Genomic DNA, 13,148 nt, shown 5'->3' with positions numbered 1-13,148 from the left:
GTGCCGTACCTGCGCCTGTCGCGCGGGCCGCCCGCCGTTCCGGGTCTGCGCGCGGGCCGGCGCGGCTCGGGCCGGGCGAGCCCGGCCAGCTCACGGACGGTCGAGTGCAGGCCGTCGCAGCCCAGCAGCCACCGCGCCCGGATCCCCGCGGCGGTGACCGAGTCCCGGTCCTGCTCGATCGTGCGCACCCTGCCCTCGACCCGCCGCACGCCGAGCTCGGTGGCACGCTCGCCCAGGGCCGCATGCAAAGCCGTGCGCCGCACCCCGAGCCCGGGCCCGGTGCGAAACAGATGGTCGACGGATCGTCCCGCACCGCGATAGCTGATCCCGGCGAGGACGTGCCCGGCGGGCAGCACACCGAGCCGGGCGAGAGCGCGGACCGCCCCCGGCATCAACCCCTCGCCGCAGGCCTTGTCGATCGGCCCCGTGCGCGGTTCGACGACGACGACGTCGAGTCCCGCCAGCCGCGCCTCGATCGCCGCGGCCAGCCCGACCGGCCCGCCGCCCACGACCAGGACGTCCGCGTCGAGGTGCCCGGCGTGGTCCGGCCTCACGTCGCCCCGACCAGGGCACGCTCCTCAGCGGGGATCCGGAAGCCCGCGAGAAGGACCGCGTTGAGCACGGTGAAGACGATCGCCGTGACCCAGGCGGTGTGCACCAAGGGAAGTGCGATCCCCTCGACAACCACCGCGACGTAGTTGGGGTGGTTGACCCACCGGTACGGCCCGCGGCGCACCAGCCCCAGCCCGGGCACCACGATCACCCGGGTGCTCCACTGCGTGCCGAGGGTGGCGATGCACCACCAGCGCAGGCCCTGCATCGCGACCGCGACCGCGAGCGCGGTCGCACCGAGCAGCGGGAGGAACGGGCGGTGCGCGGCGTGCACCTCGACCACGCACCCGACGAGCAGAGCCGCGTGCAGCGCGACCATCGTCGGATAGTGGCCCCGCCCGGTCTCGACACCCCCGCGGGCGAGCGCCCAGCGCGCGTGCCGGGTGGAGACCACGAGCTCCGCGAGCCGCTCGGCGACGACGGCGAGCATCAGCAGGTCGAAGGCGAGCATCTCGCGCTCCTAGTCCTCGTCGGGCCAGCGCAGCAGGACCAGCTCGGCGCAGATGCCGGGCCCCTGGGCGAACAGCACCCCCGGTTCACCGGGCAGCTGGTCGCCGCGCGCGAGCGTATCGGCCAGCACGTGCAGCACCCCGGAGGAGGACAGGTTGCCGACCCGCTCGAGCGAGCGCCAGCTGAGGTCGAGGGCGCCGTCGGGCAGGTCGAGGGAGCGCGCCGCCGCCTGCAGGATCCGCGGACCGCCGGTGTGCGCGACCCAGGTCGGGATGTCCCGGATCTTGAGCTCGTGCGCGGCGAGCAGGTCGGCGACGTCCTCGCCGAGGTGACGCTCGACGACGTCGGCCAGGTTCGCGGAGAGCACGATGCGGAAGCCGCTGCCGCCGATGTCCCAGCCGAGCACGCCCTCGGTGTCCGGGTACAGGCAGCTGCGGGTCGCCACGACGTCGGGACCCACGGGCCCCATGGCCGCCGCCCGCTCGTCGCCGACCATCACGACGGCGGTCGCGCCGTCGCCGAACAGCGCGCTCGAGACGAGGTTGGCCACCGAGTCGTCGCCGTGCTGGAGGGTCAGCGAGCACAGCTCGACCGAGACGAGCACGCCGACGTCGCCCGGGTGCCCGGCGAGGTAGTCGTGCACCCGGGCTATCCCCGCGGCGCCCGCCACACAGCCCAGGCCGAACACCGGGACGCGCTTGACGTCCCGTCGCATGCCGAGCCGGGCGACCAGCAGGGCGTCGATCGACGGCGCGGAGATCCCGGTCACCGACGTGAACAGGATGAAATCGACGTCGCGGGGCGCGAGACCCGCGGCGTTCAGGGCGTCCCGCAGCGCGCGTTCGGCAAGATCGGTGCCGAGGGTGATGAACAGGTCGTTCGCCGTGTCGAAGGAGTCGAGGTCCCGGTAGCGATCGAGCGGGATCGCGAGATGGCGGGTGCGGACGCCGCAGGCCGCGTGCAGGCGCTTCAGCACGGCGCGGCTGGTGGAGGAGTCCGCGGTGAGCAGCGGGGCGATGGCGGCGGTGATCTCGTCCTGCGGGTAAGCGAACTCGGGGAGCACGGGGGCGACCGCTGCGATGCGCGACATTCCGGCATCGTGCCATGGACGACGGCGGGCGACTCGCCCGGGCGCCCTTGGTACGGTCGCGCAGGGACCACGAAAGCGGGGCGGAGCAGCGGTGCGACAGGCGGGGCGCAGGATCCGAGGGCTGGCGCTGTCGTGCCATCTCGGCCCCACGCTGGCCGTCACGTCCCTGACCGCGGCCCTGGCGATCGGGCTCGGCGCGGGTACGCGGCTGTGGGTGCTGATGGCGTCCGCGGTGCTGACCGGCCAGCTGTCGGTCGGCTGGTCCAACGACTGGATCGACGCCGAGCGCGACCTCGCGATCGACCGCCGTAGCAAGCCCATCGTGGCCGGCCTGATCGGGGCTCGCGCCGTGCGCACCGCCGCGTTCGTCGCGGCGGCGCTCTGCGTCCCGTTGTCGCTCGCCACCGGGTGGCGCGCCGGGGGCGTTCACCTGCTCGCCGTCGCCGCGGCGTGGGCGTACAACGTCCGGCTCAAGAGCACGAGCTGGTCCTGGGCGCCGTACGCGCTCTCCTTCGGGCTGCTGCCGGCCTTCGTCGCGCTCGCCCTGCCCGGACACCCGTGGCCCGCCGGCTGGGCGATCGCCGCGGCGGGGCTGCTCGGCGTCGGCGCGCACCTCGCCAACGTGCTGCCCGACCTCGAGGACGACCGGACGACCGGGGTGCGCGGGCTGGCGCACCGCCTCGGCCGCACGCGTGCGAGCCTGCTCGCGCCCGCCGCGCTGCTCGGCGCGACCGCGCTCATCGTGCTCGGTCCGGTGGGCCGCCCGATCGAGGGGGCGTGGGCGGGGCTCGTCGTCGCGGGCGCGATCGCGGCGAGCGGGGCGATGATCGCGCTCACCCGCCAGCACAGCCGGCTGCCGTTCTACCTGACGATCGCCGTCGCGGCGGTGGACGTCGTGCTGCTGGTGCGGGTGGGGCCGCTGCTCGTCTGGTAGGCGCTCGGAAGACGGGCCACGACGACGACCTCTCCCCGCGAGCTCCGCGACGGCCCGCGCCTGCCGGTCGGGCAGATGGCGCTGCGGCCCGCGTCGGAGCCGCGAGGTAGTAGGTCCGGTGGGGAGTTGGTCAGCGCGTCGATCCGCCGGCGATCTCGTACGACCACAGCTCGCTGCTCATCGCGACCCGCGGCGCCGGGACCTGATCGGCGGCCTCGCTGCGGTGCCCGTGCCCGAACGCCGGCGAGCTCGCCCATGCCTGGAACGACTCGTCGTCGGCCCAGCGGGTGAGGACCAGCCAGGTCGTGCGCTCGTCGGTCGGCTTGAGCAGCTCGAAACCCTCGAAGCCCGGCTGGTTGTCGACCGCACCGGCACGTGCGGCGAACCGGCGAGCCAGCTCGTCGTCGCCGTCGGCCGGCACGGTGATTGCGTTGATCTTGATGACCGTCATCGGGTGGTGCCTCTCATGGAGCGTGGAACGGATCGTGCAGGTGACGTGCCCACCCAACCTACGGGTGACGTCCGATCTGTCGTCAGCCACAAACGCGAGTGCGCCGTTTTGGCTGTTGAAACCGAGCTTTCAACAGCCAAAATCGCGCACTCGCGGAGGGCTCCTCGGCGGTCAGTCCTCGAGGACCTGGCCGCGCCGCTCGGGCAGGCGCAGGGCACCGAGCGCCGCGACGACGAACACCACGGCGAACACCGTGAACAGCAGTGTCGTGCCGCCGACCCCGCGCAGGGGCGGCACCAGCAGCGGCGCCGCGATCGACGCGATCCGCCCCACCCCGGCGGCCCAGCCCGAACCGGTGCCGCGCAGCCGGGTGGGGTAGAGCTCGGGGGTGATCGCGTAGAGAGCGCCCCAGGCACCGAGGTTGAAGAAGGACAGCAGCATGCCGGCACCGAGGAGCGCCGCGCCGCCGTCGGCGGTCGCGAACAACCCGGCCGCCAGCGCCGCGCCGAGCAGGAAGACGGCCAGCGTGGGGCGCCGGCCCCAGCGTTCGACGAGCAAGGCGGAGACCGCGTACCCGGGGAGCTGGGCGAGGGTGATGACGAGCGTGAACCCGAACGAGTGCACCAGCGACATCCCGGACGCGAGCAGCAGGGTCGGCAGCCAGATGAAGGCGCCGTAGTACGCGAAGTTCACCGCGAGCCAGACCAGCCACAGGGTGAGGGTGCGCCCGCGCAGGTCGGACGAGAGCAGGTCGCGCACGCGCGGCGCCGGGCGCGGGGCGACGGCGTCGTCCGGGTGGTCGAGCCGGAGCCCGCCGGCGCCACCGAGGACGTCGTCGGCCGGGGGCAGGTCCTCCTCCGTCCGCATCCCCGCGGAGAGTTCGAACCGCCGGACGGTCGCCTCCGCCTGACCGTGGCGCCCGCGCGCGTCGAGGAAACGGACCGACTCGGGTAGCCCGCGCCGCACGACGACCGCGTACAGGGCGGGCAGCGCGCCGAGTGCCAGCGCCCACCGCCAGCCGTTGTCGCCGGTCGGCACCACGAGGTACCCGACCACCGCGGCGACCGTCCAGCCGAGCGCCCAGAACGCCTCGAGCGCCACCACGACCCGGCCGCGGATCCGCGGCGGCGCGAACTCACTCACCAGGGTCGAGGCGACCGGCAGCTCGGCGCCCAGCCCGAGGCCGACGACGAACCGCCACGCGATCAGCGAACCGATCGACCACGACAGCGCGGAGGCACCGGTCGCGAGCCCGTAGACGAGCAGCGTGAGCGCGAAGACCTGGCGGCGACCGATCCGGTCCGCGAGCAGGCCACCGAGGCCCGCGCCGATCGCCATGCCGACGAAGCCCGCCGACGCGATCCAGGACAGCTCGGTGGGGGAGGCCTGCCAGGTCTGGGCGAGCTGGGCGAGCACGAACGAGATCAGCCCGACGTCCATCGCGTCGAACGCCCAGCCCGCACCCGAGCCGAACAGCAGCCGCAGGTGCTCGCGCGTGAACGGCAGGGCGTCCAGGCGGGTGGTACGGGTCGCGCGGTCGGCCCCGGGGGTCGTTTTCGTCGTCACGTCCGATGATGCTGCCACGTCCGGGGCGGGTTCCGGCGGCCACAGGTCCCGGTCGACCCGATGCCCAGCGATTGTGACCCGCGCCGGGCGCGAGCAGACTCGAAGGCGACGGGGCCCGACGACGGCGTCCGGCCCGCTGCGGACGGGGAGGCGCGCGATGGCCGGCTACGTGTTCGACTTCAGCGCTGGCAACAAGGACCAGGCGGACCTGCTCGGCGGCAAGGGCGCGAATCTCGCGGAGATGACGCGCCTGGGCCTGCCGGTGCCGCCCGGGTTCACGATCACGACCGACGCCTGCCGGTCCTACCTGGCGAGCGGGGAGGTCCCGCCCGAGCTGCGCGTCGAGGTGACCATGGCGTTGCGGCGCCTGGAGGACGCCGTCGGGCGGCGCCTGGGGGACTTCCACGAGCCGCTGCTGGTCTCCGTGCGCTCGGGGGCGAAGTTCTCCATGCCCGGGATGATGGACACCGTCCTGAACGTCGGCCTGAACGACGCCTCCGTGCAGGGCCTGGCCGAGTTCTCGCAGGACGAGCGCTTCGCGTGGGACTCCTACCGCCGCCTCATCCAGATGTTCGGCAAGACGGTGCTCGGGGTCGACGGCGACCTGTTCGCCGATGCGCTCGACAAGGCAAAGGCCGCGCGCGGGGTCGCGAGCGACGCCGACCTCAGCGCGGGCGACCTGCAGGCGCTCGTCGGGCGGTTCAAGGCGATCGTGCTCGAGCAGTCCGGGCGCGAGTTCCCCCAGCACCCGCGCGAACAGCTCGACCTGGCGATCGTGTCCGTCTTCGAGTCGTGGAACACCGAACGGGCCCGCGTGTACCGGCGTCGCGAACGCATCCCGCACGATCTGGGCACCGCGGTCAACGTGGTCACGATGGTGTTCGGCAACCTCGGCACGACGTCGGGCACGGGCGTCGCGTTCACCCGGGACCCGTCCACCGGGGTGCCGGGGATCTACGGCGACTACCTGCCCAACGCGCAGGGCGAGGACGTCGTCGCGGGCATCCGGAATACCCTCTCGCTCGCCGACTTCGCCGAGCTCGACCCGGGCGCGTACGGCGAGCTGACGCGCGCGATGCGCCAGCTCGAGACGCACTACCGGGACCTGTGCGACATCGAGTTCACCGTCGAGCGCGGCAAGCTCTGGATGCTGCAGACCCGAGTCGGCAAGCGGACCGCGGCCGCGGCGTTCCGCATCGCGACCCAGCTCGTCGACGAGCACCTGATCACGATGGACGAGGCCCTCGAGCGGGTGAGCGGCGCCCAGCTGGGCAAGCTGATGTTCCCCCAGTTCGACTCCCGGTCCGAGCGGATGCTGCTCGCGACGGGGATGGCAGCCTCGCCCGGGGCCGCCGTCGGGCTGGCGGTCTTCGACTCCGCGACGGCGCAGCGCTGGCAGGCCGAGGGCAAGGACGTGATCCTGGTCCGCCGCGAGACGAACCCCGACGACCTCGGCGGCATGATCGCCTCGGTCGGCGTGCTCACCTCGCGCGGCGGGAAGACCTCGCACGCCGCCGTGGTCGCCCGCGGGATGGGCACGACGTGCGTCGTGGGCGCCGAGGCCATCGAGGTCGACCTCGAGGGGCGGGCGTTCCGGGTGGGGGAGCGCACCGTCGCCGAGGGCGAGGTCATCGCGATCGACGGCGGCACGGGCGAGGTGTTCCTGGGCGACGTGCCCGTCATGCCCTCCCCGGTCGTGCGCTACCTCGAGGACGGGCTGGACGCCGCGGTGGCGGCCGCGGGGGAGGACACCGGCGTCGCCGACCTGGTCCGGGCGGTGGACCGGATCCTCACCCACGCGGACAGCGTGCGCCGGCTGCAGGTCCGGGCGAACGCCGACACGGCCGCGGACGCGCGCCGGGCGCGCTCCCTCGCCGCGCAGGGCATCGGGCTGTGCCGCACCGAGCACATGTTCCTGGGGGAGCGCCGCGTGCTGATCGAGCGGGTGATCCTCGCCGCCGACGAGCGCGCCAGCCAGGACGCCCTGGACGCGCTGCTGCCGTTGCAGCGCGCCGACTTCATCGAGCTGCTCGAGGTGATGGACGGCCTGCCGTGCACCATCCGGCTGCTCGACCCGCCGCTGCACGAGTTCCTGCCCGACCACGTCGAGCTGGCCGTCCGGGTCGCCCTCGCGCGGGCCCGCGGTGAGGAGGACGCGCACGACGTCGCGCTGCTCGCGGCGGTCGAGCGAATGCGGGAGGCCAACCCGATGCTCGGGCTGCGCGGGGTCCGGCTCGGCCTGCTGGTGCCGGGCCTGTTCGCCCTCCAGGTGCGCGCGGTGGCCGAGGCCGTCGCGGCCCGGATCGCCGCCGGCGGGCACCCGCAGGCCGAGATCATGGTGCCGCTGGTCGCCTCGGTGATGGAGCTGCACCTGGTGCGCGACCAGGCCGAGCACATCGTCGCCACCGTCGCCATGCGGACGGGGGCGACCCTCGACATCCCGATCGGCACGATGATCGAGCTGCCGCGCGCGGCCCTGACCGCGGGTCGCATCGCGGAGGCCGCCGACTTCTTCTCGTTCGGCACCAACGACCTGACCCAGACGACGTGGGGCTTCTCGCGGGACGACGTCGAGGGGGCGTTCTTCGACGAGTACACGTCGCTCGGCGTGCTCACCGACTCCCCGTTCGAGACCGTGGACACCCGGGGCGTCGGGCGCCTGGTGCGGATCGCGGTCGAGGAGGGCCGTGCGGCGCGGCCGGGGTTGCCAATGGGGGTCTGCGGTGAGCACGGCGGGGACCCGCAGTCGATCCGGTTCTTCCACGACTGCGGCCTCGACTACGTCTCGTGCTCGCCGTTCCGGGTACCGATCGCACGCCTCGAGGCGGGGCGGGCGCAGGTCGCCTCGACGTCGACGCGCGCGGGTGTGGACTCGCGCTGAGCGGGGGACGGCCGGAGGTGGCAGCGCGGGAGGTTGGAGCGCCGGAGGTGAGAACATCGCGGGCATGAGCGACTACGCGGAGATCGGCCGGTACTCGCTCGGGCGCTCTGCGGGCCGGTTGCGCGGGGCGTACCGCGCTTGCGGTAGGCGCGCAGCCACGAGTGACCGCGGGTGCCTGATGCGATTCACAGGTGACCCCTGCAAGGTGGTACCCGTGCAGGTAACCGACCGGATACGTCATCACGCGCGCGAACTCTGGCTGGGTCGCGATGTCGCAGTCTGCTACGGCGCCGCCGTCGTCGGGATCGGCGTTGCGCTCGCGATCGCGCCGCCGGAAGTGGCGCACCGGATCGTCAACCACAGCAGCACGAACCTGGTGAACCTCCGCGAGCGCCCGCTCTCGGTGCTGTTCGCGAGCCCGTTCGTCATCTACCCGATATCCGGGTCGTGGCTCGTCGCGCCGATGGTGGTCGCCTTCGGAGTGCTCCAGCGGTGGCTGGGGCGCGCGGGCCTGATCGCCGTCGTGGTGCTCGGACACGTCGGGGCGACCCTCGTGGTGGCCACGATGCAGGTCACCTCGCTGACCCGCGGACTGATCGACTTCGACGTCGCCGTCGGGCCCGACGTCGGGATCAGCTACGGGCTCGCCACGGTGGCCGGCGTGCTGGTCGCACGCGTGCCGCGCACCTGGCGACGCCGGTACCTGCTCGCCAGCCTGGCCGTCGTCGTCGGGCAGGGCCTCGTGCTGCGCAACTTCACCGGTCTGGGACACGTCGTTGCCTGGGTGATCGGGCTGGCCGTGGCACTTCTCGTCGCCCGGGGGGCGAGAGCGGTCGATCAGCCGGTCCGGCAGGCGGGATCCCTGGCCGCCGTCGAGCGCTAGCGCGGAGATTCGCACGGCGCACCGGTAACGTTCCCCGCGCCCGCCGATCGGGCGGGTGCGGACTCACCGCCCCGCGATCCGGGCCGAAGGTGACCGGGGTCGAACCCGGTGAGGAGTCCGATGCGCACGATCGAGGAGCACCTGGCCGCGGCCCTGGCGCTGGCCCAGCCGCTGGCGACCCACGAGGTCTCGCTCGATGAGGCGCTCGGCCTGGTGCTCGCGCAGGACATCACGTCGAGCACAGCCCTGCCGCGCTTCGACAACTCCGCGATGGACGGCTACGCGGTGCGCGCGGCCGACGTCGCCGCGGCGTCGGCGGCCACTCCGGTCACCCTCACGGTGCTGGCCGACCTCGCCGCGGGCAGCGCGGAGGAGCCCGAGGTCTGGCCGGGGACCACCGCCCGGATCATGACCGGCGCACCGCTGCCGCCGGGGGCCGACGCCGTCGTGCCGGTCGAGCACACCGACGCCGGCCTCGACGAGGTGCTCATCGAGCGGCCGGCCGCTCCCGGCACCCACGTGCGCCGCGCCGGGGAGGACGCGCAGCCCGGCGACCTCGTGCTCGCCGCCGGCACCGAGCTCGGCCCGCAGCAGATCGCCGCCGCCGCCTCGGTCGGGGTCGCGACCCTGCTCGTGCACCGCCGGCCGCGGGTCGCCGTGCTGTCCACCGGGAGCGAGCTCGTGCCGCCGGGGGAGCCCCTGCGCCGCGGACAGATCCCGGACTCCAACTCCTACCTGCTCGCGGCCGCCGTGCTCGCCGCGGGCGGCGATCCGGTGCGGATCGGGGCTGTGCCCGACGACGCCGCCGCGTTGCGCCGCGCGCTGGAGTCCCAGCAGGGGCGCGTCGATGCGATCGTGACCTCCGGCGGGGTCAGCATGGGCGCGTACGACGTCGTCAAGGAGGTGCTGGCGGCCGAACCCGGCATGGCGTTCGTGCAGGTCGCGATGCAGCCGGGCAAGCCGCAGGGGCTCGGAACCCTCGCGGACGGGACCCCCGTGTTCGCGCTGCCCGGCAACCCGGTCAGCGCCTTCGTGTCGTTCGAGGTGTTCGTGCGTCCGGTCCTGCGGCGGATGCGCGGACTGAGCGATCTCGGCCGGTTCGAGCTGACCGGCATCGTCGTCGACGGCTGGCGCCCGCCGCCTCATCGCACCCAATACATGCCGGTCACCCTCGAGCTCGGCGAGGACGGCTGGCTGGTCCGGCGCGCGGCGCGCGGCGGATCCGGCTCGCACCTGGTCGCCGGCCTCGCCGCCGCGCAGGGCCTCGTCGTCATCCCCGTCGGCGCGCCAGACGTGCAACCCGGCGACCGCGTCCGAGTCCTGCGCCTCTAAACCATTCGGCCCGCGGACCAGTTTTGGTCGGGATGTGCTCGGAATTCGAGCACATCCCGACCAAAACCGCGTGGGGGCAGCGAACTCGAGCCGCCCTAACCGCGGTGAGTTCGCCATTTTGATTCGAGTTCGCCGGTCTGAACCGGCGAACTCGCGTAAGAATGGCGAACTCGCGCCAGACCGGCGAACTCGCGCTCCGCGAGAGGCAGCCAACTGTGCGATCGCCGGTTCGGGTGCGGATGTGCTCTCGAACGTGCCGGATCGGATCTCCCCACCTCTCCTGAGCCATCCACCTGAGCCTCGACCCGGTGCAGTCGAATGAGTGACCCAGATTTCGGAAGAATTGGTGCGCTACGCGCGCCGAACCTTCCCAAAAGCGGACTCAGCTCGCGGGGGCGGGGCCGGTCGAGGCTCGGACGGTGAGGTAGGTCGGCAGGACCACCGAGCGGCGCTGGACGCGCGCGTTCGCGGGGGCGAACAGGGAGAGCAGCATCGACACGGCCACCCGGCCGGCCTCCTCGATCGGCGCGGCGAGGGTCGTGAGGGGTGGGTTGCAGAAGTCGGCGCCGAAGATGTCGTCGCAGCCCACGATGCTGATGTCGCGCGGAACTCGGATGTTCCGCTCGCGAAGTCGTTCGAGCATCCCGATCGCCAGCAGGTCGTTGAACGCGACGCACGCGGTCGCCCCGCTGTTGAGGAGGGCATCGGCGGCCGCCGCGCCCGACGACGTCTTGGGAACGAACGGCGCCGTGCGGCCGGTCTGCACCCCGAGCCGCTCGGCGGCGGCCCGCATGGCGCGCCACCGCTTCTCGTTCGACCACGAGCTGCGCGGCCCGGCGATGTAGAGCACGCGCGTGTGACCGAGCGACGCGAGGTGCTCGAGCGCCTGGTTCATGCCCCCCGCGGTGTCGATCATCACGCTCGGGACGCCCTTCGAGGCGCGGTTGATGGCGACGATCGGCATGTCCTTCGCCAGGGCGGCGAGCTCGACGTCGGACAGCCGGGGCGCGGTGAGGATGGCGCCGTCGCAGGACCGCTGCAGCTTCGCGAGCGTGCCCACCTCGAGCTCCCCGGACTCCTCGGTGTCGACCAGCAGCTGGGTATAGCCGGCGGCCTTCAGCTGCTGCTGCGTCCCGCGGATGATGTCGAAGTAGAACGGGTTCGTGATGTCCGAGACGAGCACGGCCACGGCGCCGGTTCGCCCCGAGATGAGGGCCCGCGCGTGCGTGTTGGGGACGTAGTTGAGCTCCCTGGCCACCCGTTCGATGTGTTCTCGCGTGCTCGGCTTGACCCGCCCGGGGACGGACAGGGCACGCGAGACCGTCGATGCCGCGACTCCCGCCTTGAGCGCCACATCGTTGATCGTCGGGGACCTCGGTCGCGCAGCGGGCGTGCTCGAAACCGTCGGGGCCGTCCCGTCTTCACCTGTCATGCCGCGATGCAATCACTCTTGGCAATTTTTGGCAAGCGTTTGCCGTTTGTGATCCGCGTCTCCTAGGGTGACGCATCGTCAGTTACTCAAGGAGGAGCAACGTGAAGATGACCAGGGCCTCGATCACCGTGATCTCAGGGGTGGCGATCGCCGCACTGACGCTGCAAGGGTGCGCGGCGGACGACCAGAGCGCCGGATCGGGCGGGAAGGTCGACGGCACGGGCAAGACGATCAACGTGCTCGTCGGTGCGAACTCCGCCTATCCCGCCGAGCAGAAGAAGTGGTTCGCGGACATGGGCGCGGCCTTCACGAAGAAGACCGGCGGGACCCTCGCCTACGAGACGTTCGCCAGCGCCAACGACGAGCTGACGAAGATCCAGACCTCGGTGCTCTCCGGCCAGGGGCCCGACGTGTACGGGCTCGGCACGACCTTCACGCCCACCGCCTACTCCACCGACGCGTTCGTGAAGCTCACGGATGCGGACTGGAAGAAGGTCGGCGGCCGGGACCGGTTCGTCCCGGCGACCCTGGGCATCTCCGGCCCGGACGAGAAGAACGAGATCGGCGTTCCCTCCGCGAGCCGACCCTTCGTCATCGCCTACAACAAGAAGCTCCTCGCCGCCGCCGGGATCGACAAGCCTGCCGACAGCTGGGACGGCCTGCGGGACCAGGCGAAGCGGCTGACCAAGGGCGGCGTGTACGGGATCAGCACCGCCTACGCGGACACGTTCGACCCGTACAAGATCATCTGGGGGATGTCCGAGCAGGCCGGGAACCCGCTGGTCACCAAGGGTAAGTCGGCCATCGACGACCCGATCACCGTCAACGCGTTCCAGACCTATTACGACTGGCTCGTCAAGGACCACGTCGTCGACCCCGCGGCGGTCGGCTGGAAGAACAGCCAGGCGCTGGCGGAGTTCGCCGCCGGGAAGTCCGCGTTCATGGTCATCACCAGCTCGACGTCGAAGCCCACGCTGGACGCCTCGGCCGTCAAGGACGACTACGCGTACGCCGTGATGCCGACGATCCCGCCGGGGGAGTCCAGCCGGCCGAAGGACGGTGTCGCCGCGGCCAGCATCCTGTCCGGAGACAACCTCGTCGTCGCGGACTACTCCCAGAACAAGGACCTCGCGCTGGCGTACATCGAGCAGGTGACGAGCGCTGCGCAGCAGGAGCACTACTACAAGATCTTCGGTGACCTGCCGACCAACGCGGAGGCCTCGAAGTCGGTCCTGGCGGGCGACAAGGCGCTCAGTCCCCTCATCGACGCGGCGAAGGGTTCCGTGGCCACGCCGTTCACCGGCGCCTGGGGCGAGATCCAGCTGGCGCTGAGCAACGTCACCGTCCAGCTGATCCCGTCGCTCGCCAACGGGTCCGTCTCGCCGGCGAAGGTCAAGGCCGCCGTGCACGAGGCGCACGTCGCCGCCCAGACCGCGCTGGACCGCGTCAAGTAGCCGGGCTGGATCCGTCATGACACTGCACACGACGCGCGAGCCGACCCCGCCGGCGGCCCGCCC

Annotated in this window: 11 protein-coding genes; 5 read left to right on the top strand and 6 right to left on the bottom strand. The window is 72.5% G+C overall.

The window, feature by feature from the left end; genetic code table 11:
• From VIM26_RS11290 to VIM26_RS11280, 3 genes are all read right to left on the bottom strand, one after another.
• A partial coding sequence (locus VIM26_RS11290) for an NAD(P)/FAD-dependent oxidoreductase (protein WP_331951179.1) occupies nt 1-554 on the bottom strand: 554 nt, incomplete at its 3' end.
• Nucleotides 551-1,063, bottom strand: a complete 513-nt coding sequence (locus VIM26_RS11285) for an isoprenylcysteine carboxyl methyltransferase family protein (protein ID WP_331951177.1) — start codon at nt 1,061-1,063, stop codon at nt 551-553. The genes VIM26_RS11285 and VIM26_RS11290, both read right to left, overlap by 4 nt.
• Nucleotides 1,064-1,072: 9 nt before the next feature.
• Nucleotides 1,073-2,152, bottom strand: a complete 1,080-nt coding sequence (locus VIM26_RS11280; RefSeq protein WP_331951175.1) for a type III polyketide synthase — start codon at nt 2,150-2,152, stop codon at nt 1,073-1,075.
• A gap of 91 nt (nt 2,153-2,243) precedes the next feature.
• Between VIM26_RS11280 and VIM26_RS11275 the strand changes: the two genes are divergently transcribed.
• Nucleotides 2,244-3,086 (top strand): UbiA family prenyltransferase, encoded by an 843-nt coding sequence (locus VIM26_RS11275; protein ID WP_331951173.1) that lies wholly within the window; start codon nt 2,244-2,246, stop codon nt 3,084-3,086.
• Between the two features lie 130 nt (nt 3,087-3,216).
• Here the strand turns inward: VIM26_RS11275 and VIM26_RS11270 are convergent, their stop codons facing one another.
• Both VIM26_RS11270 and VIM26_RS11265 read right to left on the bottom strand, forming a co-directional pair.
• Entirely contained in the window at nt 3,217-3,537 is a 321-nt protein-coding gene (locus VIM26_RS11270; protein ID WP_331951171.1) for an antibiotic biosynthesis monooxygenase family protein, read from the bottom strand.
• Nucleotides 3,538-3,708: 171 nt separating this feature from the next.
• Complete coding sequence (locus VIM26_RS11265; protein WP_331951169.1) at nt 3,709-5,103, bottom strand: MFS transporter; 1,395 nt, start codon at nt 5,101-5,103, stop codon at nt 3,709-3,711.
• A 157-nt stretch (nt 5,104-5,260) separates the two neighbouring features.
• Between VIM26_RS11265 and ppdK the strand changes: the two genes are divergently transcribed.
• From ppdK to glp, 3 genes are all read left to right on the top strand, one after another.
• Entirely contained in the window at nt 5,261-7,984 is a 2,724-nt protein-coding gene (gene ppdK / locus VIM26_RS11260) for a pyruvate, phosphate dikinase (protein WP_331951167.1), read from the top strand.
• Between the two features lie 214 nt (nt 7,985-8,198).
• The gene (locus tag VIM26_RS11255) at nt 8,199-8,867 is read left to right on the top strand and encodes a rhomboid-like protein (RefSeq protein ID WP_331951165.1); all 669 of its coding nucleotides are present in this window, start codon (nt 8,199-8,201) and stop codon (nt 8,865-8,867) included.
• Between the two features lie 120 nt (nt 8,868-8,987).
• Nucleotides 8,988-10,199: a gephyrin-like molybdotransferase Glp gene (glp, locus tag VIM26_RS11250; RefSeq protein ID WP_331951163.1), complete on the top strand. Its 1,212-nt coding sequence runs from the start codon at nt 8,988-8,990 to the stop codon at nt 10,197-10,199.
• Nucleotides 10,200-10,581: 382 nt separating this feature from the next.
• Here the strand turns inward: glp and VIM26_RS11245 are convergent, their stop codons facing one another.
• Nucleotides 10,582-11,631 carry a LacI family DNA-binding transcriptional regulator gene (locus VIM26_RS11245; RefSeq protein WP_331951161.1) on the bottom strand — a complete coding sequence of 350 codons (1,050 nt, stop codon included), beginning with the start codon at nt 11,629-11,631 and terminating at the stop codon, nt 10,582-10,584.
• 107 nt (nt 11,632-11,738) lie between these two features.
• Between VIM26_RS11245 and VIM26_RS11240 the strand changes: the two genes are divergently transcribed.
• Nucleotides 11,739-13,085 carry an ABC transporter substrate-binding protein gene (locus VIM26_RS11240; protein WP_331951181.1) on the top strand — a complete coding sequence of 449 codons (1,347 nt, stop codon included), beginning with the start codon at nt 11,739-11,741 and terminating at the stop codon, nt 13,083-13,085.
• Nucleotides 13,086-13,148: the final 63 nt, after the last annotated feature.

The organism is Pengzhenrongella sp. (assembly GCF_036565025.1).
Classification (GTDB): domain Bacteria; phylum Actinomycetota; class Actinomycetes; order Actinomycetales; family Cellulomonadaceae; genus Pengzhenrongella.
The sequence above is the reverse complement of the archived record's forward strand: the minus strand, read 5'-3'. Positions and strand labels throughout refer to the sequence as shown.

Coding starts and splice junctions, on each gene's coding strand:
- glp (WP_331951163.1), top strand. CDS start 8,988: ATGCGCACGATCGAGGAGCACCTGGCCGCGGCCCTGGCGCTGGCCCAG.
- VIM26_RS11270 (WP_331951171.1), bottom strand. CDS start 3,537: ATGACGGTCATCAAGATCAACGCAATCACCGTGCCGGCCGACGGCGAC.
- VIM26_RS11240 (WP_331951181.1), top strand. CDS start 11,739: ATGACCAGGGCCTCGATCACCGTGATCTCAGGGGTGGCGATCGCCGCA.
- VIM26_RS11285 (WP_331951177.1), bottom strand. CDS start 1,063: ATGCTCGCCTTCGACCTGCTGATGCTCGCCGTCGTCGCCGAGCGGCTC.
- VIM26_RS11245 (WP_331951161.1), bottom strand. CDS start 11,631: ATGACAGGTGAAGACGGGACGGCCCCGACGGTTTCGAGCACGCCCGCT.
- ppdK (WP_331951167.1), top strand. CDS start 5,261: ATGGCCGGCTACGTGTTCGACTTCAGCGCTGGCAACAAGGACCAGGCG.
- VIM26_RS11280 (WP_331951175.1), bottom strand. CDS start 2,152: ATGTCGCGCATCGCAGCGGTCGCCCCCGTGCTCCCCGAGTTCGCTTAC.